This is a genomic window from Streptomyces sp. GESEQ-35 (genome assembly GCF_017948485.1).
In the GTDB taxonomy this organism is placed as follows: Bacteria; Actinomycetota; Actinomycetes; order Streptomycetales; family Streptomycetaceae; genus Streptomyces.
In genome coordinates this window covers 24,073-49,423 of record NZ_JAFFSX010000030.1, presented here as the reverse complement: position 1 = coordinate 49,423, position 25,351 = coordinate 24,073, and the positions used below count along the sequence as shown (strand labels likewise).

Below are 25,351 nucleotides of genomic sequence, written 5' to 3'. Positions count from 1 at the left end.
AGGTCAACTGCTGCTGACCGTCAGGTTGTTGGTGACGAAGTCGAGTCCGCCGGACGACGAGGTGACCTCGTAGCCGAACTGGACGTCGCCGATGGTCTCGCTGCTGGACATCCAGCCCTTGGTGTTGGCAATCCAACCGAGGATCGGCTTGATGTCCACGTTGCCCGAACTGGAGTCGGACGTCCGCAGGAACGAGAACACCTCGTTCGCTCCGTTGTTGCCCTTGTAGACGGTCCAGGTGTGACCGCCGAGCGTGACGTTGCCCTGCGAGGTGCCGAGCGGGCCGACGGCGCCGTTGTAGTTGACCCAGAGCATGATCTCGTAGTCGTAGTCGGTGTCCCAGATGTCGTACGACGTGTTGTACGCGCCGGACGACGGCACGGTGACGTTGTAGCTGCTGGTGAGCGAGCCCAGGGAGGCGATCGTCTTGTTGATCACCTTCTTGGAGTTCGGGTAGGACTTGATGCCGCCCGTGTTGGGGTGATTGGCCCAGACTCCCCAGTTGGTGCCGGAGTTGGCCCAGATGCACTGGCTGCCGGCGCCGGAGCCCCAGATGTTGTTGTAGAGGGTGTAGCCGTTCAGGCTGGTGTTGCCCCACTGGTCGCAGGAGTTCCAGACGGCGGCCTGGGCGGGTGCGGATGCGAGGCCGACGGTGGCACCGAGCGCGAGGGCCGGGGCCAGCAGGGCCTTGGTGATTCTGTTCAGCGTGCGGGTTGTTGCCATGGTGTCCCTTCCATGGGTGGGGGGGAGTTGCACGGGAGGTGCGGGTGATTCACCACGTCTCCAGGGTGAGGACGTGGTCTTCTCCGGCTACGAGGTCGAGCGGCCGTGCGCCGGAGGAAGTCCGGAGTTCGACGCGCAGGGTGCGGGTGGGACGCAGGACGGCGAGCGCCCGGTGCGGTCTCCAGCTGAGGTCGAGTTCCGCCCCGAACCTCGTGCGGATGCCCCGGAGTTCGCCCTTCGGGTACGCCGCCGGAAGTGCGGGCAGCAGCACCAGCCGGTCAGGGGTCGACTGCACGAGCATCTCGATGACCACGGCGGGCAGGGTGTGGGCGGCGTCCGCGTTGTAGACGTCGAGGTTCGGGTAGTGCGAGCTCATCAGCGAGGCGTGGAAGAAGTCGCCCTTGAGTACCTGGCCGAGGGCGTGCGCCACGCGTTCGGCGTCGCGCAGACGGGCGGCGACGAGCGCGTGGTGGAGGTGGCCGTGCGCCGAGTCGTTCTCGGCGCCGCGCAGTTCGAGCGCGCGGTGGGCGGCGGCCGCGAGGCGCTCCGCGGGCTGTGCCGCCGTCGGCCGTCGCTCGTCTGCGGCACCGTCGTGGCTGGTCGCGCACGCGCGGCGGTAGTCGCAAATCGATTGCAGCCCCGCGCCCCTTTGGGGCGCTGCAAAGTCCGGGGTTTCGTAGGGGGCGATCTCGTCGAGCGGCCAGACGCCGTAGAGGTGGCTGAGGTGGCGGTGGTCGTAGGTGTCGTCGAGGCCGGGCCAAGCCCATTCCGCGAGTGCGCCGTCCTTGTTGATCCGGTGCGGTGGCAGCCTGTCGGCGAGCGCGCGCCAGCGATCGGCGTGCTCGGGGTGGTACTCGGCAGCCGTACGCAGGGCGTGCCGGGCCGCCGAAAGATCCATCGCCGCGTTGATGGCGCCCCAGCCGGCGTTGGCGGGCCGGTTCTCGGGCGAGTAGGAGGGGACGACGACGATGTGCCCGTCGTCGTCGGTACGGGTGAGGAAGTCCTCGTAGAACAGGGCGACTTCGGCGAGTGCGTCCGCCGTGCGCGGGTCGCGCTCGCCGTGTGTCTCGTCGTGGTCGACGAGCGGCTTGAGCAGCCAGTCGGCGCCGGCGGTCCACAGGTGCAGCGGGTATGCGCGGCTGTAGTGGTACGTCAGCCCGGACTCGCCGTCGCTGTGGGCCGGGGCCACGACACCCCGGGCGCCGAAGATCGCGCGGGCGTTGTCACGCCAGTCCGGTAGCTGACGGTGGACCAGGGCGGCGAGGGCTTCGGTGACTTCGGGGAGTGCGGCGGCCGCGGCCGACGCGGTCTGGAGGTTGACGTTGGCGTCGTTGGTGAACGCCCCTGACCACGCGGTGTTCCAGTCGCCGGTCCACAGGCCGGTGAGCCGGGGCGGGAGCAGGCCTGCGGCGGAGAGCAGGTGGTAGCGGCCGGCGGCGAAGAGGCGTTCCAGGAGGGCCGGGCTCTCGGGGTGTTCGAGCAACTCCGAGCCCGGCAGTGCGCGTTCGGCCGGGTTCGCGTCCAGGTCGAGCGTCACGCGCGCGTAGGCCGTGCGGTGGAGGGCGGTGTGACGGTCCAGGAGCCGGGTGTACGGGTCGTCGCCTTCCGGTGCCAGGTCGCGCAGGGCTCGGGACTGCGCCTGCACGTCGGGCTCGCCGGTGTGGCGCAGCACGCGGGTCAGCAGCAGGACCGAGTCGGCGCCGGTGACCCGGAGGCCGGGAGGTGTGAGCGTCGTACGGCCGCCCGTGATCTTGACCAGTGTGATGCCCGTGTACGCGCGGTCGCTGCCCGGGTATCGGGCGCGCAGGTTCAGCAGGGCGCCGTCGGGGGTGAGGACCGCGCCGTGGCCGACGGCGAGGTCGTGCGGGGCGCCGGGGAGGCGGTGGTCGAGGTCGATGGTCAGGTCGGAGGCGGTGACCCGCTGGACGATCACGTCGTCGGCGCGGGAGACGAAGACGCGGCTGTCCCAGCCGTCGCTCTCCGACCGGGCGACGCCGGTGGTGAAGTCGACGGAGCGGCGGTAGCGCGTGTGCGCGCCGGACGCCCTTCGCAGCCGTATGTGGAAGGCCGGGTGGAAGGGCTGCACCCACTGGAGGTCGCGCCCGTCCGTGAATGTTTCCGCCGCCCGCAGCTCTCCGGCGAGCAACCGGTCCTGGAGTTCGGGTAGTCGGGAGGCCAGTTCGGGCGGGCGGGCGCGCTCGGCGCCGTTGGGGCGGACGAGGGTGTGATGGGTGACGACCAGCCGCTCGTCGTTCGGATCACCGAACGCGAGGGCGCCGTGGTGGCCGTTGCCGCTGAGGAAACCGTCCTCCCAGCGGGTGGCGGGGGCGGGTTCCCAGGTGCCGTGGACGGGGCCGGCGACTGTGTTGACTGCATGGGCCGTCATGGGCGGAGCACCGCCACTCCGTAGCGGGCGAGGGTGAGCCGGCCGGTGACGGTCTCGCCGGTCAGCAGGTCGCGATGGGTGCCGGGAACGTCGACGGTCACCGCCTCGCGACCGTGGTTGAGGACGAAGAGCAGGTCACCGCGGCGGACCGCCTCGACCCGCTCGGGCAGCCCGTCGAGCACGGGCCGGGCGCCCGCGTCGCCGGCGATCCGGAGAAGCAGCTCGCGGAGCGCCTCCGGCTCGGGGAGGGTGGAGACGTACCAGGCGCGGCCCTTGTGGAGCACGGCAGGCAGGCCGTCGAGTTCACCGCCCTTGTACGGGACGGTCGTAGCGGCGCTCTCGGCCTCGATCTCCTCCGACCACAGCGTCCCGCGGAATCCGTCGCACTGGGCGGTCTCCCCGGCGTCCAGCGGCCACCACTCGTGCAGGGTGCGGATGCCGAACAGCTCGCGCAGCCGGGCGTCCATGCCGCCGGGACGCACCCGGTCGTCCTCGTCGGCGATGCCGGTCAGGAAGCCGCAGACAAGGGTGCCGCCGCCGCGGACGTACGCGAGGAGGTTCTCGATCGCCGCGTCCGTGAGGAGGTAGAGCTGCGGGGCCACCACGAGCCGGTACCGGGTGAGGTCGTGCTCGGGGTGGGCGAAGTCGGTGGTGAGGTGGGCCTCCCACAGCGCGCGGTGCCAGGCGCGGAGGATGTCGGGGTGGTCGACGTGGGTGGAGAGACGGCCGTCCTGGGCGCCGGCCCACCAGGAGTGCCAGTCGTGCAGGATCGCGATGTCGGACGTGCTGTGACTGCCCGTCACCTCGGCGCCGATGGTGTGCAGTTCGGCGCCGAGCTGTTTGACCTCCTGATAGGTACGGCCCTCCTCCCCCGCGTGGCTGACCATCCCGGAGTGGAACTTCTCCGCGCCCTGCCGCGACTGACGCCACTGGAAGTAGCAGACGGCGTCGGCGCCGCGGGCCACGGCCTGGAGGGACCAGAGGCGGTTCAGTCCGCGCGGCTTGGGGTGGTTGACGCCCCGCCAGTTGACGGGTCCGGCCGCCTGCTCCATCAGCACCCAGGGGCCGCGGGCCTGCGAACGGGTCATGTCCTGGACGAGCGCGCCGCTCTGGGCGCCGAGCGGATCGCGCGGGTCGGGGTAGAGGTCGACGGAGACGACGTCCTCCTCGTCCGCCCAGCGCCAGGCGTCCTGCCCCACCCACAGCGGCATGAAGTTGCTGGTGACCGGGGCATGGGGCGTGTGCCGCCGGACGATGTCCCGTTCGGCGGCGTAGCACTCCAGGAGCATGTCGGACGTGAAGCGCTTGAAGTCCAGTACGTGGGTCGGGTTCTTGAAGTAGTGGGCGTGGCGGGGCGGCAGAACCTCTTCCCAGTCGCCATAGCCCTGACTCCAGAAGGCCGTGCCCCAGGCGGTGTTGAGGGCGTCGAGCGTGCCGTACTTGTGGTGGAGCCACCGACGGAAGCGGCCGGCGGCCTCGTCGCCCCAGTCGAAGGTGCAGTACTCGTTGTTGATGTGCCACATGGTGAGGGCGGGGTGGCTGCCGTATCGGCCGGCGAGGTCCTCGGTGATCGCGGCGGCGTAACGGCGATACGCCTCACTGGAGTGCGAGAAGTGCTGACGCCCGCCCCACCATTCGACACGGCCGTCCTCGTCGCGGGGCAGGGTCTCGGGGTGGAGACGGCCGAGCCAGGGCGGGGGCGAGGCGGTGGGGGTGGCGAGGACTACGCCGATGCCGTTGTCGTGCATCAGGTCCATCAGCCGGTCGAGCCAGCCGAAGTCCCGTACGCCTGGCCGGGGTTCGAGCTTCGCCCAGGAGAAGACGCCGAGGGTGACGGAGTTGACGCGGGCCTCTTTCATCAGGCGTACGTCGTCGAGCCAGACTTCCTCCGGCCACTGCTCGGGGTTGTAGTCGCCGCCGTAGAGGATGCGACCGCGGGTGGCATCGCTGAGCTGAGGCATCGTGTGTCGGGGCATCAGACGGGCTCCCCGTACTGGATGCCGCGCCCGTTGGTGGCGAGGTAGACGCGACCGTAAATCCGCGGATCACCGACGATGACCTCGCCGGTCCAGCCCCACTGGTGGGCGTCGTCGTTGATACGCACCCACGTCTTCGCCTGGTCGTCGGAGCGGTAGACGGCGGTGATGGTCTCGGTGGCGCCGACCTGGTAGATCGCCGGGTAGTCGGCGCCGTCGGCGGCCCTGCCGAACCCGAGGGTGTACGAGGCCCAGCAGCTGTCGGCCTTGGCGAAGGTGACGCCGCCGTCGCCGGACCTGTACAGCCCGTTCCATTTGGTGCTCAGCCACAGGTCGCCGGATCTACCGGGTGCGGCGACGAGCTTGAACTGGCTGTCGCCGGAGGGGAGTCCACCCGCACGGGCCGTGAAGGTCCGGCCACTGTCAGTGCTGGCGTACAGCGTTCCTGTGTCGGTGTCGTACGCGTAGAAGAGCGTCGGGTCGGCCGGGTCGGCGACCGGCGTGGCGCCCTTCGGGAAGGAGGAGACCTCGGACCAGGTCGCGCCGTTGTCCGTCGAGCGGTGAGCCGCGTACTTCGTGCCGTCCCAGTGCACGAAGGTCCACAGCAGCACGCTGCCGTCGGCGTTGGTGGCGATCGGCCCCGGTGCGTCCTTGGCGATGCCGGGCTGGGCCGTGAAGGGCGCCCAGGTCCGCCCGCCGTCGTGGGAGAACGCCCCGTTGCCGTTGTCGCCCCACCCGGTGCGCACGACGTACTCCGTTCTGCCCGGGGCCTGTGCGAGTCCCGTCGCCGTCCCGAACACGGGGTTCGCCGCCATGCCGCGCAACGGGGACGCCGTGAGCCGCTCGTGGTACATCACGCCGATGTCCCCGAGCCCGCTGAGCAGATGCGCCTCTCCGGCCGGGGGCGAGATCAGCTGCCGCACGGAGCTCTCCTCCAGCCCACGGATCTGCGGGGCCCAGTTCTTCAGGTCCCGCGTTCCGTAGAGGGTCGCGCCGGTGCCGTGGACCAGGTGCTTCGAGTCGTACGGGTCGAGCGCCAGCGCCTGGATCCACCAGCCGAACTTGGGCTGCTCGCCACCCCACTTGAGGAAGGGAGTCTCGGACACGTCGAAGACGGCGGTGTCCTTCAGGGACGTCCAGGTGCGACCGCCGTCGGTGGAGCGGAAGAGGGTGTCGATGTCGGCCCAGCGGTTGTTGGTGGACACGACGACGGTCCCGGGGCGGCGGGCATCGACGGCGACGCCTCCGTACCCGAAGGTGTCGCTGCCGCCGGGCCGGACCGGGGTGACGTCGGCCCATGTGCCGGTGGTGACGGCCAGCTTGTGCACACTGCCGTCGGACTGGCCGTTGGGCCCGGGGGCGTTGGCGTACGTCACGTACAGCGCGCGGGTGTGGCGGTCGTAGGCGGCGCGGATCGGGACCTGGGCGGAGGTGCCGGAGGGCCGGCCGGGGACGGCTTCCCAGGTTGTTCCGTCGGCGGTGCGGTACAGGTTGGCGGATGTGCCGTCCGAGTCGCCCCATCCCGCATAGACATGGCGTCCGACGGCGAGGAGGAAGGTGACACCCTGCCCGGTGGCGCTCGGGCCGGCCGGAAACCCGCTCACGGCTGCCCAACCAGCCCCCCGGTCGGTCGACTTGAGCAACCCGTCATGCCGGGTCCCCAGCCACAGGGTGTCGCTGTCCCGCGGATCGACCAGCAACCGCTCACCGGTCCCCCGCCCGTCCTCGTTGGCCCCGAGCTTCACGGTGAGGTCGCCACGCGTCCAGGTGGCACCGCGATCATCGGAGCGCAGGACGGCGCCGTTGCCGGCCCAGGACTGTGCGTAGGTGCCGAGGGCGAGATACAGCCGGTCCGGGTGGGCGGGGTCGACGGCCATGGCTTCCACACCGAGGAGGTTCCAGTCGTCCCACCCGATGTGATCGGTGAGGGGTATCCAGCGGGCACTTCGATCGTCCCACCGGTAGGCGCCGCCGATGTCGGTACGTGCGTAGGCGAGCCCGGGGACGGACGGATGGAAGAGCACACCGGTGACGAATCCGGTGCCACCGATGACGGCGGTGCGCCAGCGGTAGGGGGGAGCGGCTTCGGCAGCTTGCGCGCGCCCTTGCAGGGAGGGAACGGCAGTGACCGTACCGGCGACCGCAGCCCCGGCAAGGACGGCCCTCCGGCTCAGTCCAGGCATGCGCATGACAGACCTCGTTCCATGAAAGTTGCGAGAAGTGGACCCACCTAGGGGCGCGGGGAACTGCGCGACCAGCCACGGATCACCTGCAGCCAGGGAACAACGCGCACCCCCGAGCTCCCCCCGTCAACCCTTCACCGCCCCGGTCAACATGCCCTTCTTGAAGTGCCGCTGCACGAACGGCGACAACACAGCCACCGGCAACAGAGCCATCACCATCACAGCCATCTGCACGGCAAGCCCGGACAGCTGCCCCGTCTTGATGGCCTGCCCCAGCCCCACCGGCGCCTCCTGCTTCTGCACCAGCTGAATCATGACGTTCTGCAACGGCATCATGTCCTGGTCGTTCAGATACAGCGACGCGTTGAACCAGGCACTCCAGTACCCCACCGCGTAGAACAACGTGATCACCGCGATGACGGCCCGCGACAGCGGCATCACGATCTGCCAGAGAATCCGGAAATCCCCCGCCCCGTCAATCCGCGCACTGTCGGTCAGCTCCTGCGAGATCTCCATGAAGAACCCCCGCAGCACCAGGATGTTGAAGACACTGATCGCACTGGGCAGGATCAGCGCGAGATACGTGTCGGTCAGCCCAAGGGTCTGCACCAGCAGATACGTGGGAATGAGCCCGGCGCTGAAGAACATGGTCGCCAGCAGCACCATCAGAATCCACCGGTGCCCCAGCGACCCGGTCCGGGACAACCCGTACGCACACAGCACGGACACGGTCATCGAGAACGCCGTACCGACCAGCGTGACCAGAACGCTGACGATCGCGGCCCGCGTGACCTGACCGCCGCTGAGCAGCTCCTGGTAGGCGATGAAGGTGATGTCCTTGGGGATCATCACCAGCCCACCGGCCTGGTCGATGGTCTTGCGCGTGGACAGGCTGGTCACCACCACGATCCACAGCGGAAAGAGAATCGCGAAGCAGGCAAGCGCCAGGACCAGCCCCTTGCCCGCCGCCCCCACCTTGGTGGGTTCTTCCTCCCACACGGGTCGGGGAGGTGCGGCCCAGAGCCCGGGCCTTCGCACGGGTTTGTCGATGACGGCGGTCACTTCTTGTACACCCCCTGCTCGCCCATGAGATGGGCCACCTTGTTCGCGGCGAGGACCAGTCCGATGCTGACGACGCCCTTGACGAGTCCGGCGGCGGCCGCGTAACCGAAGTCCTGGTTGCGGACGCCGTTCCACCACACGAAGGTGTCGAGGACTTCCGCGGCGCCCGGCCCCACCGCGTCGCGTTGCAGCAGGATCTGCTCGAAGCCGACGGTGAGGGCGTCGCCGACGCGCAGCACCAGCAGCAGCGCGATCACCGGCCGCAGCGCGGGCAGCGTGACGTGCCACATGCGTCTCCAGCGGTTGGCGCCGTCCATCGCGGCGGCCTCGTACAGATCGGGGCTGACGGCGGCCAGCGCGGCGAGGAAGACGATGATCCCCCAGCCGGCGTCCTTCCACACGGTCTGCGCGGTGACCAGGAACTTGAAGGTCTCCGGGTCGGTCATGACGCTCAGGCCGTCGTACCCGTGGTCGCGCAGCAGTGTCGAGAGCAGCCCGGCGCCGCCGAGCAGCTGCTGGAAGACCGCGATCACCAGCACCCACGAGAAGAAGTGCGGCAGGTAGAGAACGGCCTGCGCGATCGCCCGCACCCGGGGCCTGACCACGCTGTTGATGAGCAGCGCGAGCAGGATCGGGATCGGGAAGAACAACACGAGCTGGAGGAAGAACAGCACCAGGGTGTTCTCGAGGGCCTGCCAGAAGGAGGAGTCCTCGAAGATCCGCTGGAAGTTCTCCAGACCCACCCAGGGGCTGTTCAGCATGGACACGACGCCGTTGTCGCTGATGTAGGGGTCGTAGTCCTGGAAGGCGACCACATTGCCGAGGATCGGCACATAGTTGAAGAGCAGGACCAGGGCGACGGCCGGCAGCGTCATCAGGAGCAGGACGCGGTCTCGTCTGAGCCTGAGCCGCAGACTCAGCTTTCCCGAGGGTGGTTTCCTACGGCGTCCGGTGGCGCCGCCGGACGCCACCGGGGTCTTGTCCGTCGTGTCGGCCTCGGCCCTGCTCCGAGGCACCGTGCTGTGGGACACGGCCGTTCTCCTTGCCTCGGTGCCCGGTCAGTTGGCCGCGGAGCCGTTCTCGTCGAGCAGCTGCTTGTACCAGTCGCGCAGTTTGTCGCCGCCCTTGCTCTTCCAGTCGGAGACGGCCTGCTGCATGTCGCCGATCTTCTTGCGACCGCGGACGATGTCGTCCTCCAGCTGCTCGAAGTCGTTGGAGAGGTTGGTGTAGCGGCTCGGCTCGGTGATCTGCATGCCGTAGAAGGAGGACTTCTTGGTGAAGGCGCCCATCCGCTGCTGCCACTCGACCTGGCCCTTGGCGACCTCGGGGAAGTCGGGGTGTGCGATGGTCGCGGCGGGGCTCGCGACCATGACATAGGCGTTCAGCACATCGAGGTTGCCCTGGTCGGTCTTGGTGGGGACGCCGTCCTTGACGGTGTAGTGGGTGCCCTCCACGCCGTAGTTGGTCATCATGTACTCCTTGGTGCCGTACGGCGCCGCGGTGACGTTGGCGACGGCCAGCACGTCGCGGATGACCGACTCGGAGGCCTTCTTGTTGACGAAGGCGAAGATGCCGGCGGGCTGTTCGGCCCACATGGTGGGGTTGCCGCCGTCGTGGCCCCAGACGTCCATGCCCCAGATCTTGAACTCCGGGTTCTGGGTGGCCTGTTCGGCGGTGCGGCCCCACCACTGGGTGATGTTGTTGGGGTAGATCAGGAACTCGCCCGCCGCGAACTTGGGTCCCGGGTCGGGGGCGTTCTTGCCCATCTCGGAGTCGGGGTGGACCACTCCCGCCTCGAACAGCTTGCGGGACCACTCCAGCGCTTCGAGGTACTCGTCGGTCTCGACGCGGTAGACCAGCTTGCCGTCGACGAGGTTCCAGCCGAGCGGTTTCTCGCTGCCCGACAACACACCGAAGGCCTGGAAGGCGGTCCACTTCATGTCCAGGCACGCCCAGCGTTTGGCCTTGGCGTTGGTGATCTCCTTGGCCAGGGCCGTGAACTCGTCGCAGGACTTGGGTATTTCGTACCCTTCCTTCTCGAAGATGTCCTGCCGGTACAGGGGCACCATGCTGGGGGCCCATGGCGCCGGCATCGGCAGGCCGCGCAGCTTGCCGCCGAAGATGGAGCGCCGCCAGGCGTCCGTGGGGATCGCCGCGAGGTTCGGGTACTCCTTGACCGCGTCGCCGGACAGGTAGGGGCCGAGGTCGGCGAACTTGCCGATGATGGCGGAGGGTATCTTGCCGCTCATGTTCCACCCGGGCACCACCACCACGTCCGGGACGTCACTGGAGGCGAGCACCGCGCCGAGCTTCTGCTCGTAGGTGTTGCCGTCCTGGTTCTGCCAGACGACGTCGACGCCGATCAGGTCGTTCATGCCCTGGTAGTAGGGGTTGCCGCTCTTCGGCGGCGACCCCCAGAACGGCGACATGATGGTGACCTTGCCGCCCTTGCCGAGCTTCTTGGTGACCGAGGTCTTCAGGGTGGCGAGGTCCAGCTTGCTCGTGAACCCGATCGCGGAGCCGTTCTTGGCCGGGATGTCCGGCGTCACCACATTGCTCGCCACGTAGGCCGGCAGGATCTTCTTCGCGTCCTTGTCCGACGTGGTGCCGTCACGCGAGTCGCTGCCCGACCCGCCGCACGCGGCAAGCAGCGGCATCCCCCCACCCACCGCCGCGGCGGCGACCGCCGTGGAGGCGAGGAAGCTTCTCCGACTGGGAGCGGAGGCGGAAGCGGCGTTCGGCGTCATTGCGTCAACCCTTCATGGCGCACCAGGACACCCGGCGGGGGCCGTCGGCTGCGGTGTCTTGAGTGGAACTGGCTGAGCGGAAGCGATCCTCCGCCCCATACCGGGGCGATCAGTAGTCGAAGCGCTTCGATGTTGCTGCGAGGTTAAGTGAACACCGGGGGGTGCACAAGGGTCGCCTCCAAGATTCCTCCGAGGTATGAGAGGTGACCTTTCCTTATGCACTGCTTGAAGTGAGGGTGTTGATCTCTTGACACCTGCCCCTGAGTCGAATGAGCATCGAAGCGCTTCGAAAGCATCGGACCGATCCATCGCAAGGGGATCCCAACGTGACCGCACCCACGCCGTACACGCCGCCTTTCCGCGATCCGCACCTGCCGTTCGCGAAGCGCATCGACGATCTGCTGTCGCGGCTGACCCCGGACGAGAAGATCGGATTCCTGCACCAGTTCACGCCGGCCGTCGAACGGCTCGGCGTCGAGGCCTTCCGCACCGGCCAGGAGGCGCTGCACGGTGTGGCGTGGATGGGCCCGGCGACGGTGTTCCCGCAGGCGGTGGGTCTGGGCGCGACCTGGAACCCGGATCTCGTACGACGGGTCGGCGACGCGGTGTCCAAGGAGACCCGTGCCATGCGTGTCCGCGACGACCGCGTCGGTCTCAACGTCTGGTCCCCGACCGTGAACCTGCTGCGCAACCCCCTGTGGGGGCGTAACGAGGAGGGCTACTCGGAGGACCCGAAGCTCACCTCGACGATCGCCACGGCGTACACGCACGGCCTGCGCGGCGACCACCCGGCGTACTGGCGCACCGCCCCCGTCCTCAAGCACTGGCTCGCGCACAACAACGAGACGGGCCGCGACGTCACATCGTCCTCCGTCCGCCCGCGCGTCCTGCACGAGTACGACCTGCGCGCCTTCCGCGAGACGGTTCTTGCGGGCGCGGTGGCCGGGGTCATGCCGGCGTACAACCTGGTCAACGGCCGCCCGAACCACGTCTCGCCCTACCTCCGCGAGCAGCTGCGCGCCTGGAGCGACGACGAGCTGCTGGTCTGCTCGGACGCGGGCGCGCCCTCCAACCTGGTCGACTCCGAGCACTACTTCGACACCCACGAGGAGGCGACCGCGGCCGCGCTCCTCGCCGGCGTCGACAGCTTCACCGACCACGGCACGGACAGTTCGCAGATCGTCGCCCGTGTCCAGGGTGCCCTGGAGCGCGGCCTGTTGACGGAGGCCGACCTCGATGCCGCCGTACGCCGCCAGCTCTCCGTCCGCTTCCGGCTCGGCGAGTTCGACGCGTACGACGAGACGGGCGCATTCGACACCCCGGAGCACCGCGCGCTCGCCCAGGAGGCGGCCGAGCAGGCGGTCGTCCTGCTCAGGAACGACGGCCTGCTGCCCCTCGCCCACGACACCCGCCTCGCCGTCGTCGGCCTGCTCGCCGACGAGTGCAAGCTCGACTGGTACAGCGGCACACTCCTCCATCGCTCGACACCGCTGGAGGGCCTGTACGAGCGGTTCGGCGCCGAGCGCGTGGAGTTCGCGGAGGGGGTGGACCGGGTACGGCTGCGGACGTCGGACGGTTCCTGCCTGTCCGTGCCGCCCGCCGACGGCGTCGACGAAGTCCGCGGCACCGAGGGCGCGCTGGACCCCGCGCTCCTCGCGGGCCGCACGGATCTCCCGCCGCTCACCACCGACGCCACGGGCACCGAACTCGCGCTCGTCGACTGGGGCGAGGGCGTGCTGACCCTGCGCGCTCCCGACGGCCGCTACCTCTCGGTCGCCGACGACGGCTACGTTCGGGCCTCCGCCGACCAGCCCGGAGGCTGGGTCGTCCAGGAAACATTCCGCCTGGAATCCCACGAGAACGGACACCTCCTCCAGCACGTCGGTACGGGTCGCCACGTCTCTGTCGCCGCCGACGGCGTGAAGGTTGCCGAGGAGAACCCGGAAATCTTCCGGGTGGAGATCGTCGAGCGCGGCGAGGACGCGGTGGCGCGTGTCGCCGCCCAGGCGGACGTCGTCCTGGTCGTCGCGGGCAACGACCCGCACATCAACGGCCGCGAGACCGAGGACCGTACGACGCTGCGGCTCCCCGCCCACCAGGAACGCCTGCTGGAGGCGGCCCGTGCCGCGAACCCCAGCACGGTGCTTGCACTGGTTTCCGCGTACTCGTACGCGGTCGAGCCGGCCGCCCTCCCCGCGCTGCTCTGGACCGCGCACGGCGGCCAGGCGGCCGGCACCGCGCTGGCCCGGGTCCTGGCGGGTGACGTCTCCCCCGCGGGCCGCCTCCCGCAGACCTGGTACGCCGACGACGCCGACCTGCCCGACCTCCTCGACTACGACGTGATCGGCGGCCGTCAGACGTACCTCTACTTCGAGGGCACGCCGCTGTTCCCCTTCGGCCACGGCCTGTCGTACGCGTCCTTCTCGTACGGCGATCTGTCGGTCCGGGCCGAGGGCGAGGCGGTGCACGTCTCGTTCAGCGTCACCAACACCGGTGATGTGACGGCGGACGAGGTCGCCCAGCTCTACACCCGCGCCGTGGACCCGTCGGTCCCGCGCCCGCGCCGCGAGCTGGTGGCGCACCGCCGCCTCACGCTCGCGCCGGGGTCGAGCGAGCGGCTGTCCTTCGAAGTCCCGCTGTCCGCCTTCGAGTTCTGGGACGTCGCGCTCGGGAGGTGGCGGCGAGAGCCGGGCCCGTACGACGTACTGGCCGGCGCGTCCAGCGAGGACATCCGGCTACGCACGACCGTCGTCCTCGACGGCGAACCCGCCGTGCCCCGCCCGGTCGCCCGGTACGGCCTGGACGCCGCCGACTTCGACGAGCAGAGCGGTATCGAGATCGTCGACCGTACGAAGGTGGCGGGCGACGCGGTGACGTCGGTGGGCGACGGGACGGCCGAACTCGTCTATCGCGCCTGCGACTTCGGCGCGGGTGTCACACAGGTGAGCGTGACAGTGGCGGGCGAGGGTGCGGTGGAGGTGTCGCTGGACGGCGGCCCCGCGCCGGCCGTCCTGGATGCATCGGGATCGGGGCCGTACGACTACACCACCCTCGGCGCCGGTCTGGTCGCCGCAGGTGTGCACGACGTGTACCTCAGGCTGCGCGGCCCGCTGCGGCTCGCGCATGTCGGCTTCTCCGGCTGAGGGTCCGGAGGAGTCCGGCACAGAGAAGGGGCCCGGCACCGGAAGGCATCGGTGCCGGACCCCTTCGAGAACTCTATATGAAAATGGTTCCCATGAGCTAGAGGGTGAGGCCGGTGAGCACCAGCACCCGCTCGTAGGTGTAGTCGTCCATCGCGAACTTCACACCCTCACGGCCCACGCCGGACTGCTTGGCGCCGCCGTACGGCATCTGGTCGGCACGGTAGGAGGGCACGTCGCCGATGACGACGCCGCCGACCTCCAGGGCGCGGTGGGCCCGGAAGGCGACCTGGAGGTCATGGGTGAACACACCTGCCTGGAGGCCGTACTTGGAGTCGTTGGCGGCGGCGAAGGCCGCCGCCTCGCCGTCCACCTTCTGCACGGTCAGGACGGGGCCGAAGACCTCCTCGCAGGAGATCGTGGTGTCGGCCGGTACGTCGGTCAGGACGGTCGGCGCGTACGAGGCGCCGTCGCGCTTGCCACCGGTGAGGAGAGTGGCGCCGGCGTCGACGGCCTCCTGGACCCAGGTCTCCACGCGCTTGGCGGCCTCTTCGCTGACCAGCGGGCCGACATCGGTCGTGGCGTCGGACGGGTCGCCGGTGACCTGGGCCTCCACGGCGGCGACGATGCGCGGGAGCAGGCGGTCGTATACGGACGCGTCGGCGATGACCCGCTGCACGGAGATGCAGGACTGGCCGCCCTGGTAGTTGGAGAAGGTGGCGATCCGGGTGGCCGCCCAGTCGAGGTCGGCGTCGGAGGCGTAGTCGCCGAGCACCACGGCCGCGCCGTTGCCGCCCAGCTCCAGCGTGCAGTGCTTGCGCGGCACCGAGTCCATGATCGCGTAGCCGACCTTCTCGGAACCGGTGAAGGAGATGACCGGGAGGCGCTCGTCCTGGACGAGGGCGGGCATCTTGTCGTTGGCGACCGGGAGGATGCTCCAGGAGCCGGCCGGGAGGCCGGTGGTCTCGGCGAGCAGGTCGCCGATGATCAGGCCGGAGAGCGGGGTGGCCGGGGCCGGCTTCAGGATGATCGGCACGCCTGCCGCGATCGCCGGGGCGATCTTGTGGGCGCAGAGGTTCAGCGGGAAGTTGAAGGGCGCGATGCCGAGGACGACGCCCTTCGGGAAGCGGCGGGTGAGCGCGAGGCGCCCCTGGCCGCCGAGGTCGGTGTCGAGGCGCTGGGCCTCGCCGCCGTTGAAGCGCCGGGCCTCCTCGGCGGCGAACCGGAACACGGACACCGCACGGCCGACCTCGCCCCGGGCCCACTTGACCGGCTTGCCGTTCTCGGCGGAGATGAGCTGCGCGATCTCCTCGGTGCGCTCGACGAGACGCCGGCTGACGTGGTCGAGGGCGGCGGCGCGGACGTGAGCGGGGGTCGCCGCGAACTCGTCCCGTACGGCATACGCGGCGGCCACGGCCTCCTCGACCTGCGCGTCGCTCGGCACACCGGCCTTGCCGACGAGGCGTCCGTCCCACGGGGAGGTGACATCGAAGGTGGCGTCACCGGCGACCTGGCGGCCGGCGAGCCAGAAGGCGTGGGTGGAAGTCATAGGGAGTCCGGCCCTTCCGCGTTGGGGGTGATGGTTCTCGGTGTTCGGGGTCCACGGTAGGGGTGGGGAGGAGGAGAGGTGTTTGTCCGGGGCGTAGTGGTCGGCGGGTCGGGTGCGCCGGATTGGCGGATTTCCGGCACGAAGAAGAGGCCTACTCCGCCGACGTCGCCTTCAGCGCCAGCCACAGCTCCATCCGCGTGTCCGGATCGTCCAGCGACCGCCCGAGGATCTCCTCCACGCGCCGCATCCGGTAGCGGAGCGTGTGCCGGTGGACGCCCAGGTCGGCCGCCGCCGCGTCCCATTGACCGTGCCGGGAGAGCCAGGCCCGCAGCGAGGCGACCAGGTCTCCCCGCCCGGTGGCGTCGTGCTCGTACAGCGGCCGCAGCAAGCCGTCCGCGAACGCCTTCACCGCGTCGTCCGCGAGCAGCGGCAGCACGGACCCCGCGGCCAGCTGCTCGTGCTCGACGGCCACCCGCCCCCGCCGCCGGGCCACGGACAGTGCCTGTTCGGCCTGCTTGTAGGCGGCCGCCGCGGCGATGGGCCCTACGGGGGCCGACAGGCCGACGACCAGTTCGTTCTCGTCGGTCAGCGGCTGCTCCGGCGCGTTGGTCCGCGCCGCCTCCAGGGCCGCCGCGTAGGCCGCGCACGCCTCGACCGCGGCCCCGCCGTCCGCGGCCAGCGCCACCAACCGCTCCCCCTCGGGCACCACCAGCACGGCCTCCCCCGACCGCGCGCCCGCCGACTCGATGGCCTCCGCAAGGCCGGCCAGCGGGTCCCCGTTCGCGGTGGCAGGCTCGGCGACGATCACGCGGAAGGGGGCGTCGAGGAGACCGCCGTACAGGTCCCCGGCCACCGTGCGGGCATGGTCCGGCTCCCCGGCGAGCAACATGCGGAGCACCGCCGCCCCGAGCCGCTGCTCGGCGGCGTGCAGGGAGCGGGAGCGTTCGGTGGTCAGGGTCAGCAGGGCGATGGCCGAGTGGACGGCGTACCGCTCGGCGGTGCCCAGAGCCGCCGCCGTGCCCACCGCGAGCGCCGCACGCGGGCGGCGGCCGGTGCCCAGGGAGTGCAGCTCGACCCGGTCCTCGTGCTCCGGCCCGCCCACCACCGACGAGGCGGGCGCGGGCCGCTCCCGCAGCCGTTCCACGTCCGCCGTCAGCTTTGCGGCCCGGCGTCCCGCCCACTCCGGGGCGGTGGCGACGACGGCGCCCGAGGCGTCGTAGAGCGCCGCCCATCCGTCGACCTGCGAGGCGAGCGCGGAGAGCAGCCCCTCGGGTCCGTCCGTCAACGCCTGCTTGGTGAGCTCGCGTTGTGCCGCGAACCCCGCCGTCACCGCCCGGTACTGGTCGGCGGCGATCGCCGCCGAGACGGCCTTGCTGATGGCGAGGAACGGCGTGCGGCGCGGCACCTCCAGCAGCGGCAGGCCCTCTTTCCCGGCCGCGTCGACCAGGGCCTTGGGGGTCTCCTCGTAGTTGACGCCGACGGCGAAGCCGAGCCCGACGACCCCTGCCCCCGCCAGCCGCTTCACATACCGCCGCATCGCCTCCGGATCCTCCGCGTCCAGCTTCAGCGCGGTGATCAGCAGCAGCTCCCCGCCCTCCATGTACGGCACGGGGTCGGCCAGCTCGCTGACGTGTGCCCAGCGGACGGGCACGTCCAGCCGGTCCTCGCCCGCGCGCACGGTGAGCTTGAGCGCGGAATGGTGGACGAGCGAGGCGAGCGTAGGGGGCATGGAGCCTTCAGGTCGGTGAGGGTTGCGTGATCATTGCGATCCTTTGGCCGCCACGTATGAACGGCCTATGCAGATTCTGCCTCACCGTACGGTCGCCGTACTCCCCACCGTCCGGACGTCAGTCCCGCAGATCCACCAGCAGCGGCGGCGCGTGCTCACCCTGCACGGTCGTCAACGACAGCACCGCATGCCCCGGCGGCACCCCGTGCGCCAGCTCGGACGCGGACCACCGCTCCCGCTCGACCTGCCGCACGGTCACCGCCCGCGCGGTCGGCGCTTTCCCGGTGATCACGCGCCGCAGCATGTGCACGGCCTTCCCGGCCGGGGTCTCGGCGATGATCTGCCGGTCGGTGACGTCCCGTGCCTCGGTCCACTCCTTGCCCCACACCTCGGCGAAGTCCTGCCCGTCCCACGGCGTCAGCCCGGACAGCGCCATCCGGCATCCGGCGGCCCCGAGCAGCGGACCGCGCAACGGCCTCGGTACGTCGTCGAGGGTGCGCAGGGTCAGGACGACTCCGGCATGCGCGGACCGCAGCCGCTGAATCCCCCGTACGGCTTCGGGGGTGACGACACCCGAGGCGTCGTCCAGGATCAGACAGGCGAACAGCGAACGGTCCTCCCGCACCGCCACACTCGCCGTGAACTGCGCGAGCACCAGCCGCGCCAGCATCCGCGAGGCGTCCGCGTGTCCGCGCTCGGGCAGGTCGATCCGTACCCGCACCGGATGGTCGAGGGCCTTGAGCGAGAACGGCCGCGACTGGCCCGACGTGTCGAAGAACCCCGCGAACGCCGGCCGGTCCAGCAGCGCCACCCGGTCCGCGAGGATCCCGCCCACATCACTCGGCTGCCCCATCTGCCGCTCCCGCGCGTCCAGTTCACGCAGCAGCGACTCCTGGTCGGAGCCTGCGAGGCCCTGGCGCAACACGCCGAGCGGACCGGGCGACCCGTCGAGCAGCTGCCGCAGCTCCGGTACCGACGGGAAGCGCCCGTGCACCGCCCGGAACGGCCCGAGCAACTGCGCGAGCACGGTCGTGGACCGGCGGCTGTCACTGCCCGGATGCGGATCGGCGAGATCCCCGACGAGCCCCTCGGCCAGCACGGCCGCGGCTTCATCGGGGTCCGTGGTGCCGCCGTACAGGTCCAGGTCGTACACGGATTCCGGATTCCCGATCCGTACGACGACGTCATACGCGTCGGCCGGACCGAGCCCCGCGCCCGCTCCGCCGACCACGACGACGGCTGCCCGCCCGGCGAGAGCGTGCAGGCACAGCGACTCGGCGAGCGGACGGACGAGGCTGCCGGTCTTGCCGGAGCCCGCCGGTCCGACGGCGAGCAGCGAGGTGCCGAGCAGATCGGGGCCGAGGCCGAGGCCGGCGCCCCGGTAGGCGTACGGGTTGCGGGCGTCGTCGGCCGTCGTACCGAGCCGCACCTGGCCGGCGAGGAGGTCGTGCCGGGCGAGCCGGGCCGGCAGATCGCGCGCCCCGGAGGGGTGCAGACAGGCGGCGGCACCGTCCTTCAGCACGGCACCGGTGAAGGTGGCGAGGCTGTGCCGGCCGTTCCGTACACCCTGCCAGGCACGGGCGATCCGGGCATGGTCCACGTCCCGCATCAGCCCGTCGCGCGCCTCGGCGGCGAGCCGCTCGGCGGCGTCGGCGGCACCGGCGGCGCGGAGCTGGTTCCACTGGGCGGGGTCGTCTTCGGCGGCAAGGGGGCGCTCGTTCGTCCGGGGGGTCCGGCGCCAGGCGGGCGGGCCGTAGCGGCGCCAGATCTCCGACCAGCGGCCGAGCCGCCCGACACCGACCATGATGACCAGCGCGATCAGCAGGTAGTAGGCGTAGACGACCACGACGGCGGCGAAGCTGTGCGGTTCGACCCAGGACTCGGGGATCATCGCGTAGAGCGGCAGCAGCCACCAGCCGCCGAGATAGCCGTTCCACAGCAGCGACCAGATGAGCCAGCCGACCAGGAACGCGATCACGGCCCCGCTGATCAGCTGCCGCCCGGGAATGACCTCCGGCTCCTCCTCCGGCCGCGGCCGGTGCCCGAACCGCCACACCCCGGGCGCCGCCTCCGGCCGGGGCGTCCGCAGCCAGGCCAGGAAGGCCGAGCCGTCCGGGCGCGCGGGCACACCGGGTGCCTGCGCCGGGAGGGGCGGCATCGCGGGGGGCGGCCCCGCTGGACGCGGCACAGGGTTCGCATGCGTACCCCGCGCGTCCTGCGTCCCGTCGCTGTCCATCGCGCTTGCCCCCTGAGCAGCCGTTCCGTCCACCGTCAGCGAGTCAATCTAATGCCCCGGCAAGGGGAGTTCACCGCTTGCGCCGTCCGGCACGCGGAGCGGACCAAGACGCCCCGGATATCGTCGTCCCTTCATATCGCACGCGGCGAACGAAACGGGGATGCACAGGTGACGGATCAAGTGGCCGTCGGCGAGGGCGATTTCGCGGGGTCCGGGCCGGGGGCGGGGGCGGTCGCGTGGGCCGATCCGGCGACTCGGCGGGCGTGGTGGCGACAGGTGGGGCGCGGTCTTCTGCTCATCGCCTGCTGTGCCGCCTGGTGGATCTGGTACTCCGGCGTCGGCATCCCCGTGCGCGAGCGGGTGGTCTGGCTGAATGTCGTGTTCCTCCTCCTCACGGGCTTCCGCGTCCCCGTCGAGCTGCTCGGTGAGCTCCCCAACGCGTATCGCGTCCGCCGCGTCCTGCGCGCCCATCCCTGGCACCTCGCGGAGAACCCGCGGCGCGGCGTCGGCGGCCACTCGAAGGCGAAGGACGCCCACAGCGCGTGGTTCGAGGTCCCGGACCCCGCCGCCCCCGAACGCCGGCTTCCCTTGGTCCTCGGCTCCGTACCGATGTGGTGGCGCGGCCGCATGAGCCCCACCGCCCGCCCCGACCGCAGGGCCCAGATCGCCCGCCTCTGGTACAGCGGCACCCCCGGCGACCAGATGGTCATCGCCGCCTCGCGCGCCGACGAGAAGGCCCCGCACCGCCTGCGCCACCGCTACCTGCGCTACGGCACGATGCCGGAGAACCCCGCCCGACCGGACGTGGAGGCCCCCGACCCCTCCCTCGACGCCCTGTCCCATCCCCCCACCCGGCGCACACTGCGCCGCCGGCTGTTCATCCGCATCGCGCTGCTGTCCGTCCTCTGGCCCGCGCTGCTGGCGGTCCAGATCGCCGAGGTGGTCGCCGACCAGGATCACGACAAGATCGGGGTCTTCGTCGTGGCCTTGATGCTCGAGGTGATGGTCCTCCCCTTCCACATCTACGTGATCGTGGCCACGCGCCGCATGGCGCGCACGCTGGCCGCGCACCCCTGGCGCCTGGTCGACTCCGAGGTCCGCCTGCGCGGCAGGCAGCAGGTGATCACCGTGGACGGCCGGATCCTGACGCCGAGCCCGTTCCGGGTGTACGTGGACTCGACCGCCACCCGGCTGTGGATGGCGGGCGATCCGCACACGCGCTGCGTCGTTTCGGTACCCGGCGGTGCCCGCCCGATCGGCGTCGCTATGTCCACCAAGGACAACCGCACCCGCTGACAACGCCCACATGGAGCATGCCCACCCCCCTCTCCCGGTCCTAGCCTGCGAGAAAAGAAGAGAACGCAAGCTTCCGTAAAACCCCCAGGAGCCCCTCATGACCGCAATCCCGCAGGAGCGCCGCATCGTCACCGCCATCCCCGGCCCCAAGTCGCAGGAGCTTCAGGCCCGCCGTACCGCCGCGGTCGCGCAGGGCGTGGGCTCCGTGCTGCCGGTGTTCACCGCGCGGGCGGGCGGCGGGATCATCGAGGACGTCGACGGGAACCGGCTGATCGACTTCGGGTCGGGTATCGCCGTGACGTCCGTCGGCGCGTCCGCCGAGGCCGTCGTACGCCGGGCGTCCGCTCAGCTCGCCGACTTCACCCACACCTGTTTCATGGTCACGCCGTACGAGGGGTACGTCGAGGTCGCCGAGGCCCTCGCCGAGCTGACGCCGGGCGACCACGCCAAGAAGTCCGCCCTGTTCAACAGCGGCGCCGAGGCCGTCGAGAACGCCGTCAAGATCGCGCGTGCGTACACCAAGCGGCAGGCCGTCGTCGTCTTCGACCACGGCTACCACGGCCGTACGAACCTCACGATGGCGCTGACCGCCAAGAACATGCCGTACAAGCACGGCTTCGGGCCCTTCGCACCCGAGGTCTACCGCGTGCCGGTGGCGTACGGCTACCGCTGGCCGACCGGCCCGGGGAACGCGGGGCCCGAGGCCGCCGCGCAGGCCATCGACCAGATGTCGAAGCAGGTCGGCGCGGACAACATCGCCGCGATCATCATCGAGCCGGTGCTCGGCGAGGGCGGCTTCATCGAGCCCGCGAAGGGCTTCCTGCCGGCCGTCCGCCAGTTCGCCGCCGACAACGGCATCGTCTTCGTCGCCGACGAGATCCAGTCGGGCTTCTGCCGTACCGGTCAGTGGTTCGCCTGCGAGGACGAGGGCATCGTCCCGGACCTGATCACCACCGCCAAGGGCATCGCCGGCGGCCTCCCGCTCGCCGCCGTGACCGGTCGCGCCGAGATCATGGACGCCGCGCACGCAGGTGGGCTGGGCGGCACCTACGGCGGTAACCCGGTCGCCTGCGCCGGTGCGCTCGGTTCGATCGAGACCATGAAGGAGCTCGACCTCAACGCCAGGGCGAAGGCGATCGAGGCGACGATGAAGGCCCGGCTCTCGGCCATGGCGGAGAAGTTCGACATCGTCGGCGAGGTGCGTGGCCGTGGCGCCATGATCGCCATCGAGCTGGTCAAGGACCGCGCCACCAAGGAGCCGAACCCCGAGGCCACCGCCGCGCTCGCCAAGGCCTGCCACCAGGAGGGCCTGCTGGTCCTGACCTGTGGCACCTACGGCAACGTGCTGCGCTTCCTGCCCCCGCTCGTCATCGGCGAGGACCTGCTGAACGAGGGCCTCGACATCATCGAGCAGGCCTTCGCCCGCATCTGAGCCGACGCACAGCAGCTTCACCCGCAGCTGCTCCGACGCGCCCAAAAGCGCAGTTCAGCCACAGCGGCCTCATAGCTGGTTGATCCATGGATCACCTCATGAGTCCCACCCGCCCCAGCCCTGACGTCCGCCGTGATTCCAGGGCCGGGGCGGCGGCCGTCAGAGCGTGTGAAGAAGGTGTGCGAGGTGGATGACGGGACGCGATTCCGCCTGTCGTAGGCCCACCCCCTGCCGTAGGTTCTACCCAGATGAGAGATACACCCCGCCCACAGGGGACTGTGGGCGGTAACAGGCCGGGGCCTCCCCAGCTTCGACCTGGTCGTGCCCTCGCGCACACACCCGGAGCTTCCGGCTCCGGATCTCCTCACCGATCGGACAGTCGCCCGCCCCAAACCCCCCGGGGCGGCCGACCATCCGATCTGATCGGCCGCCCCGGAACCACCCCCCCTGTTCCGGGGCGGCCGACCTCCTTCTTTCTCCTCCTCGGGCTTCCGGCCCTTCTCTTCGCGCTGATCACCTGGCAGGTCGTCGTCGACGGCCCGCTGCTGCGCGTCGACGAACGCGTCAGCCGGGCCCTCGTCCACCCGGACCGGTTCTCCGAACTCCTCGCTGACCTGGGCAATGCCCCGGTCGCGATCCCGGTGCTCGCCGCCGCCCTGGGGTACGTCGGCCGGCGCACCCGCCGCAGTGGTACAGACCGCTGGTGGCTGCCGGCCACCGCGGCTGCCGTCCTGATGGCACTGGTTCCGGCCTTGATCGTCCCGCTGAAGGAACTCACGGACCGCCCGGGCACCCCGGCCGTGCCGCCCGCCACCGGCTACTACCCCTCCGGCCACACGGCCACGGCCGCCATCGCCTACGGCTGCGCGGCCCTGCTCCTCCTCCCCTGGCTCCGCACCGCCCCGGCCCGCCGCGCCCTGGTCCTCGTCTGCGCCGCGCTCAACCTCGGCGTCGGGTTCGGACTGGTCCGCCGCGGCTACCACTGGCCACTGGACGTGGTGGCCAGTTGGTGCCTCTGTACGGTGCTGCTGACGACGTTCGTGCTGTTCGTCGAGCGAAGTGCTCGCGCTGTTCGTCAGCCGAAGTAGCCGTCGAACGTCCGCTGGAACTCCCAGTTCGAGTAGCGGTCCCAGTTGATCGACCACGTCATCAGGCCGCGCAGGGCGGGCCAGGTGCCGTGGGTGGCGTACGAGCCGCAGTTCGTCTTCTTCGTCAGACAGTCCAGGGTCTTGGTGACCTCGGCCGGCGGGACGTATCCGTTGCCCGCGTTCGTGGAGGCCGGCATGCCGATGGCGACCTGGTCCGGGCGCAGGGGCGGGAAGACGTTGCTCGCGTTGCCCGCGACCGGGAAGCCGGTGAGCAGCATGTCGGTCATCGCGATGTGGAAGTCGGCGCCGCCCATGGAGTGGTACTGGTTGTCGAGGCCCATGATCGGGCCCGAGTTGTAGTCCTGGACGTGGAGCAGGGTGAGGTCGTCGCGCAGGGCGTGGATCACCGGGAGGTACGCGCCCGCCCTCGGGTCCTGGCCGCCCCACTGGCCCGTGCCGTAGTACTGGTAGCCGAGCTGGACGAAGAACGTCTCCGGGGCCATCGTCAGCACGAAGTCGTCGCCGTACTTGGCCTTCAGGGTCTTCACGGCCGAGATCAGGTTCACGATCACCGGCGTGGTGGGGTTCTTGAAGTCCGTGTCGTTGGCGTTCAGGGACAGCGAATGGCCCTCGAAGTCGATGTCCAGGCCGTCGAGGCCGTACTCGTCGATGATCTTCGAGACGGAGGAGACGAAGGCGTCGCGCGCCGCTGTCGTGGTCAGCTGCACCTGGCCGTTCTGGCCGCCGATCGAGATCAGCACCTTCTTGCCCGCCGCCTGCTTGGCCTTGATCGCCGCCTTGAAGTCGGCGTCGCTCTCCACGTTCGGGCACTCTGCGACGGGGCAGCGGTTGAAGCGGATGTCGCCGGAGGTCACCGACGTCGGCTCGCCGAAGGCAAGGTCGATGACGTCCCAGCTGTCGGGGACGTCGGCCATGCGTGTGTAGCCGGAGCCGTTGGCGAAACTGGCGTGCAGGTAGCCGACCAGGGCGTGGGCCGGGAGCTCCACCGGAGTGCCGGTTCCCGCGGTCGTCGTCGTGGTCACCGTGGCCGACTTGGCGGACTCGCCCGCGTCGTTCACCGCGGCCACCTGGAAGCTGTACGCCGTGGACGGCGACAGGCCGGTCACGGTGGCCGAAGTGCCGCTCGCCGTCCGGACCTTGACGCCGTCGCGGTAGACGGCGTAGCCGGAGGCTCCGGCGACCGCCGACCAGGACAGCGCGACGCTGGTGGAGGTGACCGCGCCGACCTGCGGTTCGTTGGGCGCGGCCGGCGGCTGGCCCGCGTCCACGCCCGGTCCGGTGAGTGATATGTCGTCGGCCTGGTAGGCGCCGGTGCCGTACCAGCCGTGCGTGTAGATCGTGACCTTGGTCGTCGAGGCGCCGGTGCGGAAGGTCGTGGTGAGCTGCTGCCAGTCGGGGGCGGACTGGGTCCAGGCGGAGACGTCGGTGGTACCGGTGCCGGTCGCACCCAGATAGACGTAGGCGCCGCGGACGTAACCGGAGAGCGTGTACTGGGAGTCGGGTTTCACGGTCACCGTCTGGGCGCACCGTGCGTTGTCGCTGCCGGCCGGGGTTGCCTGGAGCGCTGAACTTCCGCTGCGCACGGGCGAGTTGACCGTCGTACCGGAGGCGCAGGTCCAGCCGTCGAGGCCGGATTCGAAACCTCCGTTGCGCGCGAGATCCGCGTCGGCCGCACGGGCGGCCGACGAGAGTGCGGTGACGCCGGGCACGGCCAGGACGGCGGCCGTGACTACGGCGACGAAGGGTCTGGGGCGATCCACAAGGGCCTCCGAGCATGGGGGAA

General features: G+C 70.5%; 15 protein-coding genes. 4 read left to right on the top strand and 11 right to left on the bottom strand.

Going from position 1 to position 25,351, the window contains the following annotated elements; genetic code table 11:
* Nucleotides 1-3: 3 nt before the first annotated feature.
* From KCH87_RS40030 to KCH87_RS40000, 7 genes are all read right to left on the bottom strand, one after another.
* On the bottom strand, nucleotides 4-723 hold the full coding sequence (locus KCH87_RS40030; protein WP_210592820.1) for a hypothetical protein: 720 nt from the start codon (nucleotides 721-723) through the stop codon (nucleotides 4-6).
* 49 nt (nucleotides 724-772) lie between these two features.
* Complete coding sequence (locus tag KCH87_RS40025) at nucleotides 773-3,109, bottom strand: glycoside hydrolase N-terminal domain-containing protein (protein ID WP_210592819.1); 2,337 nt, start codon at nucleotides 3,107-3,109, stop codon at nucleotides 773-775.
* Nucleotides 3,106-5,070: a beta-galactosidase gene (locus KCH87_RS40020; protein ID WP_210592903.1), complete on the bottom strand. Its 1,965-nt coding sequence runs from the start codon at nucleotides 5,068-5,070 to the stop codon at nucleotides 3,106-3,108. The genes KCH87_RS40025 and KCH87_RS40020 overlap by 4 nt, the downstream gene beginning before the upstream one ends.
* A gap of 14 nt (nucleotides 5,071-5,084) precedes the next feature.
* Nucleotides 5,085-7,274, bottom strand: coding sequence for a sialidase family protein (locus KCH87_RS40015; RefSeq protein WP_210592818.1), 2,190 nt, complete (start codon nucleotides 7,272-7,274; stop codon nucleotides 5,085-5,087).
* Nucleotides 7,275-7,394: 120 nt separating this feature from the next.
* Nucleotides 7,395-8,330, bottom strand: coding sequence for a carbohydrate ABC transporter permease (locus tag KCH87_RS40010; protein ID WP_210592817.1), 936 nt, complete (start codon nucleotides 8,328-8,330; stop codon nucleotides 7,395-7,397).
* Nucleotides 8,327-9,361 (bottom strand): sugar ABC transporter permease, encoded by a 1,035-nt coding sequence (locus tag KCH87_RS40005; RefSeq protein WP_210592816.1) that lies wholly within the window; start codon nucleotides 9,359-9,361, stop codon nucleotides 8,327-8,329. Before KCH87_RS40005 ends, KCH87_RS40010 begins: the two co-directional genes overlap by 4 nt.
* Before the next feature lie 27 nt (nucleotides 9,362-9,388).
* On the bottom strand, nucleotides 9,389-11,077 hold the full coding sequence (locus tag KCH87_RS40000) for an extracellular solute-binding protein (RefSeq protein ID WP_210592815.1): 1,689 nt from the start codon (nucleotides 11,075-11,077) through the stop codon (nucleotides 9,389-9,391).
* A 326-nt stretch (nucleotides 11,078-11,403) separates the two neighbouring features.
* On the opposite strand from KCH87_RS40000, the gene KCH87_RS39995 reads away from it, so the two are divergent.
* Nucleotides 11,404-14,220, top strand: coding sequence for a glycoside hydrolase family 3 C-terminal domain-containing protein (locus KCH87_RS39995; protein ID WP_210592814.1), 2,817 nt, complete (start codon nucleotides 11,404-11,406; stop codon nucleotides 14,218-14,220).
* A 97-nt stretch (nucleotides 14,221-14,317) separates the two neighbouring features.
* Here the strand turns inward: KCH87_RS39995 and KCH87_RS39990 are convergent, their stop codons facing one another.
* The 3 genes from KCH87_RS39990 to KCH87_RS39980 all read right to left on the bottom strand — a co-directional run bounded on the left by KCH87_RS39990 (nucleotide 14,318) and on the right by KCH87_RS39980 (nucleotide 19,731).
* The gene (locus KCH87_RS39990) at nucleotides 14,318-15,766 is read right to left on the bottom strand and encodes an aldehyde dehydrogenase family protein (RefSeq protein ID WP_210592813.1); all 1,449 of its coding nucleotides are present in this window, start codon (nucleotides 15,764-15,766) and stop codon (nucleotides 14,318-14,320) included.
* 151 nt (nucleotides 15,767-15,917) lie between these two features.
* Nucleotides 15,918-17,495: a PucR family transcriptional regulator gene (locus KCH87_RS39985; protein WP_210592812.1), complete on the bottom strand. Its 1,578-nt coding sequence runs from the start codon at nucleotides 17,493-17,495 to the stop codon at nucleotides 15,918-15,920.
* A 118-nt stretch (nucleotides 17,496-17,613) separates the two neighbouring features.
* Nucleotides 17,614-19,731: an ATP-binding protein gene (locus KCH87_RS39980; RefSeq protein ID WP_210592811.1), complete on the bottom strand. Its 2,118-nt coding sequence runs from the start codon at nucleotides 19,729-19,731 to the stop codon at nucleotides 17,614-17,616.
* Nucleotides 19,732-19,899: 168 nt separating this feature from the next.
* Here KCH87_RS39980 and KCH87_RS39975 point away from each other — a divergent pair, with 168 nt between their 5' ends.
* The 3 genes from KCH87_RS39975 (at nucleotide 19,900) to KCH87_RS39965 (ending at nucleotide 23,547) form a co-directional block, all read left to right on the top strand.
* The gene (locus KCH87_RS39975) at nucleotides 19,900-21,027 is read left to right on the top strand and encodes a hypothetical protein (protein ID WP_210592810.1); all 1,128 of its coding nucleotides are present in this window, start codon (nucleotides 19,900-19,902) and stop codon (nucleotides 21,025-21,027) included.
* Between the two features lie 97 nt (nucleotides 21,028-21,124).
* On the top strand, nucleotides 21,125-22,459 hold the full coding sequence (gene gabT, locus KCH87_RS39970) for a 4-aminobutyrate--2-oxoglutarate transaminase (protein ID WP_210592809.1): 1,335 nt from the start codon (nucleotides 21,125-21,127) through the stop codon (nucleotides 22,457-22,459).
* Nucleotides 22,460-22,737: 278 nt separating this feature from the next.
* Nucleotides 22,738-23,547: a phosphatase PAP2 family protein gene (locus KCH87_RS39965; protein ID WP_210592808.1), complete on the top strand. Its 810-nt coding sequence runs from the start codon at nucleotides 22,738-22,740 to the stop codon at nucleotides 23,545-23,547.
* Here the strand turns inward: KCH87_RS39965 and KCH87_RS39960 are convergent.
* Nucleotides 23,535-25,328 (bottom strand): chitinase, encoded by a 1,794-nt coding sequence (locus KCH87_RS39960; RefSeq protein WP_210592807.1) that lies wholly within the window; start codon nucleotides 25,326-25,328, stop codon nucleotides 23,535-23,537. The two genes, KCH87_RS39965 and KCH87_RS39960, sit on opposite strands and share 13 nt — an antisense overlap.
* Nucleotides 25,329-25,351 lie beyond the last annotated feature (23 nt).

Excerpts from the sequence above, each read along its gene's own strand:
- KCH87_RS40030 (WP_210592820.1), bottom strand. The coding sequence starts at position 723 with ATGGCAACAACCCGCACGCTGAACAGAATCACCAAGGCCCTGCTGGCC.
- KCH87_RS39980 (WP_210592811.1), bottom strand. The coding sequence starts at position 19,731 with ATGGACAGCGACGGGACGCAGGACGCGCGGGGTACGCATGCGAACCCT.
- KCH87_RS39990 (WP_210592813.1), bottom strand. The coding sequence starts at position 15,766 with ATGACTTCCACCCACGCCTTCTGGCTCGCCGGCCGCCAGGTCGCCGGT.
- KCH87_RS39985 (WP_210592812.1), bottom strand. The coding sequence starts at position 17,495 with ATGCCCCCTACGCTCGCCTCGCTCGTCCACCATTCCGCGCTCAAGCTC.
- KCH87_RS40025 (WP_210592819.1), bottom strand. The coding sequence starts at position 3,109 with ATGACGGCCCATGCAGTCAACACAGTCGCCGGCCCCGTCCACGGCACC.
- KCH87_RS40015 (WP_210592818.1), bottom strand. The coding sequence starts at position 7,274 with ATGCGCATGCCTGGACTGAGCCGGAGGGCCGTCCTTGCCGGGGCTGCG.
- KCH87_RS40020 (WP_210592903.1), bottom strand. The coding sequence starts at position 5,070 with ATGCCTCAGCTCAGCGATGCCACCCGCGGTCGCATCCTCTACGGCGGC.
- gabT (WP_210592809.1), top strand. The coding sequence starts at position 21,125 with ATGACCGCAATCCCGCAGGAGCGCCGCATCGTCACCGCCATCCCCGGC.
- KCH87_RS40000 (WP_210592815.1), bottom strand. The coding sequence starts at position 11,077 with ATGACGCCGAACGCCGCTTCCGCCTCCGCTCCCAGTCGGAGAAGCTTC.